Annotated in this window: 4 protein-coding genes and 1 pseudogene; 4 read left to right on the top strand and 1 reads right to left on the bottom strand. The window is 78.1% G+C overall.

All coding sequences use genetic code 11. The annotated features are described in order from the left end of the window. Nucleotides 1-203 (top strand): annotated as a pseudogene (locus tag ACFXAM_RS37780) (M56 family peptidase); the annotation flags it as partial. A gap of 154 nt (nucleotides 204-357) precedes the next feature. Then, a complete protein-coding gene (locus tag ACFXAM_RS37775; RefSeq protein WP_380298363.1) occupies nucleotides 358-1,863 on the top strand; it encodes a GAF domain-containing protein in 1,506 nt (501 codons plus the stop codon). A gap of 57 nt (nucleotides 1,864-1,920) precedes the next feature. Here the strand turns inward: ACFXAM_RS37775 and ACFXAM_RS37770 are convergent, their stop codons facing one another. Continuing rightward, complete coding sequence (locus ACFXAM_RS37770) at nucleotides 1,921-2,457, bottom strand: SsgA family sporulation/cell division regulator (RefSeq protein ID WP_380298361.1); 537 nt, start codon at nucleotides 2,455-2,457, stop codon at nucleotides 1,921-1,923. Between the two features lie 504 nt (nucleotides 2,458-2,961). Here ACFXAM_RS37770 and ACFXAM_RS37765 point away from each other — a divergent pair. Together ACFXAM_RS37765 and ACFXAM_RS37760 are read left to right on the top strand one after the other, a co-directional pair. Continuing rightward, nucleotides 2,962-4,383, top strand: a complete 1,422-nt coding sequence (locus tag ACFXAM_RS37765; RefSeq protein ID WP_380298359.1) for a hypothetical protein — start codon at nucleotides 2,962-2,964, stop codon at nucleotides 4,381-4,383. 159 nt (nucleotides 4,384-4,542) lie between these two features. After that, nucleotides 4,543-5,163 (top strand): TerD family protein (locus ACFXAM_RS37760; RefSeq protein WP_380298364.1); only part of this gene is annotated, 621 nt, incomplete at its 3' end.

Genomic DNA, 5,163 nt, shown 5'->3' with positions numbered 1-5,163 from the left:
CCCCGGCGGCCCACGGCGGACCGGTCCCCCGCCGGGTCGCCGCCCTGCTCCACCCGCGCCCCGCGGGGTCCGCCGCCGCCCGCCGGATCGCCGCCGCGGCCCTGGCCGGCTGCCTCGCCCTCACCGCCGCGACCAGCCTCGATGCCACCACCGACCTCCACCACAGTGTCGAGTCCGCCCAGCGGCAACCCCCGGTCCGCTAGGGCGGAAGCACCGGAATTCCGTGGCATGACCACTCTCGTACCGTCTGGTATTCCGAGTTGGCAGACACCATCCCCAGGAACCGGTGGCGCCCGTACTCTTTCGTCAGCGCGTCGGCCCCGGCGCGCCCTCGAACGGCGGCGAGGAGCGACACGAGTGCGGCAGCCCGGACGGCAGACCCGACGGCCCGAACGTCGAACCCCGCAGAGCGCGGCCGAACTGGCCAGGATCCACGAGCGGGCCCTCGCCGAGGCGGCCGCCCGCAGCGCCAACCGGGACACCGCCGCCCCCGAGGACCCGCCCTTCCTCCAGCCCCGCCCCGAGATCGGCGACTCCTGGGAACGCCTGCGCCGCCTCGGCCTCGACCCGGACTCCGGCGCCGACGCCGTCCACCTCGGCCCCGCCGAGATCGAGCACCTCCGCCGGAGCAGCGGCCTCGACCCGGTGCTGCCGATCCTCCGCGACACCCTGGTCGAACAGGCCGACCAGCCCCCGCTGATCCTCGCGATCACCGACGCCGACGGCCACATCCTCTGGCAGGAGGGCGAGCGCGGACTGCGCCGCAGCGCCGAACGGATCGGCTTCCTCACCGGCGCCCGCTGGGTGGAGGAGCGCGTCGGCACCAACGGCATAGCCGCCGCCCTGCGCGCCCGGCGCCCGATGCACGTCCACTCCGCCGAGCACTACCTGCGCAGCCACCAGTCCTGGACCTGCGTCGCCGCCCCCGTGTGCGACCCCGGCACCGGACGGCTGATCGGCGCGATCAACCTCAGCGGCCCGGCCCACTCGGTGCGCCCCTACCTGCTCCAGCTGACCGCCACCGCCGCCAAGCTCGCCGAGACCGAACTGCGCGCCCGCCGCCTGGAGTCCCTGCACCACCTGCGCACCCTGGCCGCCCCGATGCTGGCCCGGGTGAACGGCCCCGCCCTGGTCGTGGACGCGGCGGGCTGGACGGCCGCCGCGGCGGGACTGCCGCCACCGCCCCGGCTGCGGCTGCCCACCGAGGGCTGGGACTCGGCCGCCGTGCACTGGCTGCCCAGCCTGGGCGAGTGCGTGATCGAGCCGCTCGCCGACGGCTGGCTGGTCCGGCCGGTCCGGCCGCAGGACGGCGCCCCGGCCGCGCCGGGCGGCGCCGACGGTCCGGAGGCGAACACCGCCGGCCTGCTCGCCGAACAGGCCGAGGGGGCCAGGCTCCGGCTCGACCTGCGCCGCCCGGGCAGCCCCGAACTGTCGGTGCGCGGCGCGGCCGGCAGCTGGTCGCACGCGCTCAGCCCGCGCCACGCCGAGCTCCTGCTCCTGCTGGCCACCGACCGCGACGGCCTGAGCGCGGCCCAGCTGGCCGGCGCACTGTTCGGGGACCCGGGCCGCACGGTGACGGTGCGGGCCGAACTGTCCCGGCTCCGCCGCTACCTGGGCGGCCTGCTGGCCCACCGGCCGTATCGTTTCGCCGAATCGGTGCTGGTCAGCGTGGCCGGCCCGGAGGATCCGTACGACCTGCTGCCGTCCTCCTCGGCGCCCGCCGTGCGCAGGCTCCGCACCGGTCTGGCCGACGGGACGGTCCGGCTGCCCGGCACTCCGCCGTTACCGGGGCCGCGCCCTGCGGCCGACGCCTCCGCGCCGGCCCGTCCCCGTTCCGTTCCCCTCCCCGTGCCGCCCGCGTAACGCGTAGGGCCCGGCCGCCCCGGCCCGGCGGCGGCCCCGGTCAGCGGCGGCCCCGGTTCAGCGGCCGCCGGCGAGCAGTTCGGACAACTGGGCGTCGGTCGGCCCGCAGGACCGCTCGGCCTCCTCCGAGACCAGCGCGTACGTCCGGTCCAGCCAGGCCTGGACCGTCGGCCTGGAGGCCTCCAGCAGTGCGCTGCCGTGCGGCGAGTCGAGCGCCAGGTGCAACGTCGAGCCGTGGCACGGGCAGTACGCCGGCCACAGCTTGACGTCGCCCTGGCCGCTCAACGAGCGCAGGCCGTCGCGCAGCAGTTCGCGCGAGAACACCCAGTCGGCCTCGTCCGGCCGCCCCAGGTGGAACGTCAGCAGCACCTCGTACGGGCGCTCGGTGTCGAACCGGAACCGCGTACGGACCTCTCCGACCACCTCCTCGCCCAGCGAGATCCGCAGCGTCAGCACCTCCTCCACCGCCGCCGGAGCGGCGGTGGAGCCTGCCTCATCGCCGCCCGTGGGGGTAGCGGCGAGGGGGGCACTGGAGGGTGCTGGCAGCGGGTCGGGCGGCATGACGGTCTCTCCGGGACGGCGTGGGATGTCCACCAGCGTGCTCCACCGCGCGAGGGGCGGGCAAGGGTTGCAAAGGGGTTGCAATAATCCCCGCACCGACCGGTGGTCCCTTACCGGCCTTGTCAGACGGACCGTCAACTTCCGCTGGTCAAAGGGTTGTCCACGGATTGGATCAATTCCGTCCGGCCACTGGCCACCGCCCGGGGCCCCGCTGCTACGCTCGTCCCCCTGCCGGCGCACGCCCGCGCGCGCATCCGGCCGGACTCCGCACGCGCGCCCCCGCGACGACCTGGGCGGACCGCGCCCGGACGACCCCCGAACCACGCTCCCGAGCGGACCGGACCAGCCGGTACCGCACCGGAGCGGACGGAACCGGCTCCGACCGGCCCGGCGGGGATCCGACGGGCCCGGCCCGAACGCGCCGGCCGCGCCGGGGTCCGGCGGGCCGTCCGCCCGGGCCGGCGCCAGCGGCACCGCCGTCGGTACGTGGGAGAATGCGACGACCGCAACGGCGACTTCAGGGGAGGGAGGGGGCAGGTGAAGCTGTCCGACGACACCGGGCCGGACGCACCGTACGCGCACGACCGGGACCGCACGCGCCACGGCCGGCACGGCCGCCCCGGCCCGTTCGGCGGCCGCCTGCGGCTGCCCACCCTGCGGTTCTCCGGCGCCGCGATGGCGATGTCCACCGTGGTGGGCATCAGCATCGCCACCACCTTCCTGCTGAACGAGCAGCAGGGCGTCGGCCGCCGGGCCGGGGTCGCCCGGGTCGGTTCCAGCGCCCCGCCGCCCAGCTCCGGCACCTCCCCCGACGCCGCCTCGGGCCCCGGCGGCAGCACCGCCTCCGGCACCGGGACCCTCGCCGGCCAGGACTCCGCCGGCCCCGGCCCGTCGGCCGGCCGCCGCCCGGCCGCCCCGGCCACGCCCGCCCCCGGAGCGTCCGGTACCCCGGCGCCGGGCACCCGCGCCCCCGGCACCGTGCCCGGTCCGCGCGCCTCCACCCCGCCCGCGCCCCACCCCGGCGGCGGCCCCTCCACCGCCCCGCTCGCCGACGGCCGGGCGCCCCGACACGGCGTCACCGCCGGGCCCCAGGAGGACGGGACCGGCCCCGGCGGCGGTCAGGGGAGCCTGGCCGACGAGCTGACGGACGGTTCGCAGTCCGCCGACGAGCCGTTCGCGACCGACGGCACCGGCGCGCAGACCGCCCGCCGGCCCGGCGAGGACCCGGCGCCGTCCGGAGCGTCCCCGTCGCCCTCGCCGTCCCCCTCCAAGCCCGCGCCCTCCCCGTCGCCGAGCGCGCCCAGGCCGTTCGTCCCCTCCCCCTCCTCGCGCGAGTGGACCGGCGGGATCCTCGGCACGGCCGACGGCGCCACCCTCGGCAGCGACGGCACCGACGGCACCGGGGCGGGCCGCCCGGCCGGCGCCCCGGAGGAGGGCGACGACCAGGCGCTCGCCGGTACGGCCGCGGTCCAGTCGCTGGGCCGCGAGGGCACCCGGCACGTCCTCGCCCTGACCGTCACCGAGCCGCTCACCGCGCTGCAGGCCGAGATCCGCCTCGCCCCCGGCACGGCGGCCCCCGGTACCGGCGCCGCCTGGACCGACCTCGCCGGGGCCGTGGTCACCAGCCATCAGGACCACGGCGCGGTGGTCTACCGCTTCACCACCCCGCCCGGCACCGACGTCCGCGCCGGCCGCTACACCTTCACCGTGCGCGGCACCCGGCCCGCCGGGCACGCCACCCGCCCGGCCACCGCCGCCCCGCCCCGGAGCACCGACCGGCGGACCGCCGAGCGGCACGCCACCGCACGGCGCAGCCCCGAGTCCTGGAGCGCCAGCGCCTTCGGCATCGGCCGGCCGCGCGCCGTCGCCGCCCTGGGCGCCTTCGCCGCGCCGGCTCCGGTGCCGGCTCCGGTACCGGTGCCCGCACCGGCGCCGCACGCCGCCGCCCCGACCGGCTGAGCCGCTCCGGCCGGGCCCGGCAACCCGACAGGTCAGCGCCCCGTTCGGGCTCATCCGGCCGGGCTCGTTCGTTACTGTGGTCGCCAGCCGGCACAGCCGCCCCACCGCCGGGGCCGGCGCCGTACCACCCCATCCCAGGAGGAGTTCGTGTCCACGGTCCTGACCCAAGGCGGCAACGCCCCGCTGACCGCCGCGCGGGTGACCGTCGAGGTCACCGCGCCCAAGGCGCTGGACGTTTCGGGCCTGCTGCTGACCGACGCCGGAAAGGTCCGCTCGGACGACGACTTCGTCTTCTACAACGCCCCGAACGGGCCGGGGGTGACCCACCGCCCGGCCTCCGCAGGGGTTCCGGACGCGATCATCGTCGACACCACGGCCGTCCCGGCCGGGATCACCAAGATCGTGGTCACCGCCAGCCCCGACGAGGCCGGCGCCACCTTCGCGGGCATCGAGCCGACCGCCACCGTCCGGGACGCCGCCACCGGCGCGGTGCTGGTCACCTTCACCCCGCCGCCGCTCAGCCGGGAGACCGCGCTGATCGTGGTCGAGGTCTACCAGCGCAACGGCGCCTGGAAGGTCCGCGCGGTCGGCCAGGGCTACGCCAACGGCCTGGCCGGCATCGCCACCGACTTCGGCGTCACCGTCGACGACCAGCCGGCCGCCGCCCCGGCCCCCGCGGCGGCGCCGCTCGCCCCGCCGGCGCCCCCCGCTCCGGCGCCGGCCCCGGTCACCCCTCCGCCGGCGCCCCCGGCCCCGGTCGACCCCCGGCTCGCCATGGCC

This window comes from Kitasatospora sp. NPDC059462, assembly GCF_042749955.1.
GTDB lineage: Bacteria > Actinomycetota > Actinomycetes > Streptomycetales > Streptomycetaceae > Kitasatospora.
Note: the sequence above shows the minus strand (reverse complement) of the source record. Positions and strands in the feature narration are given on the sequence as shown.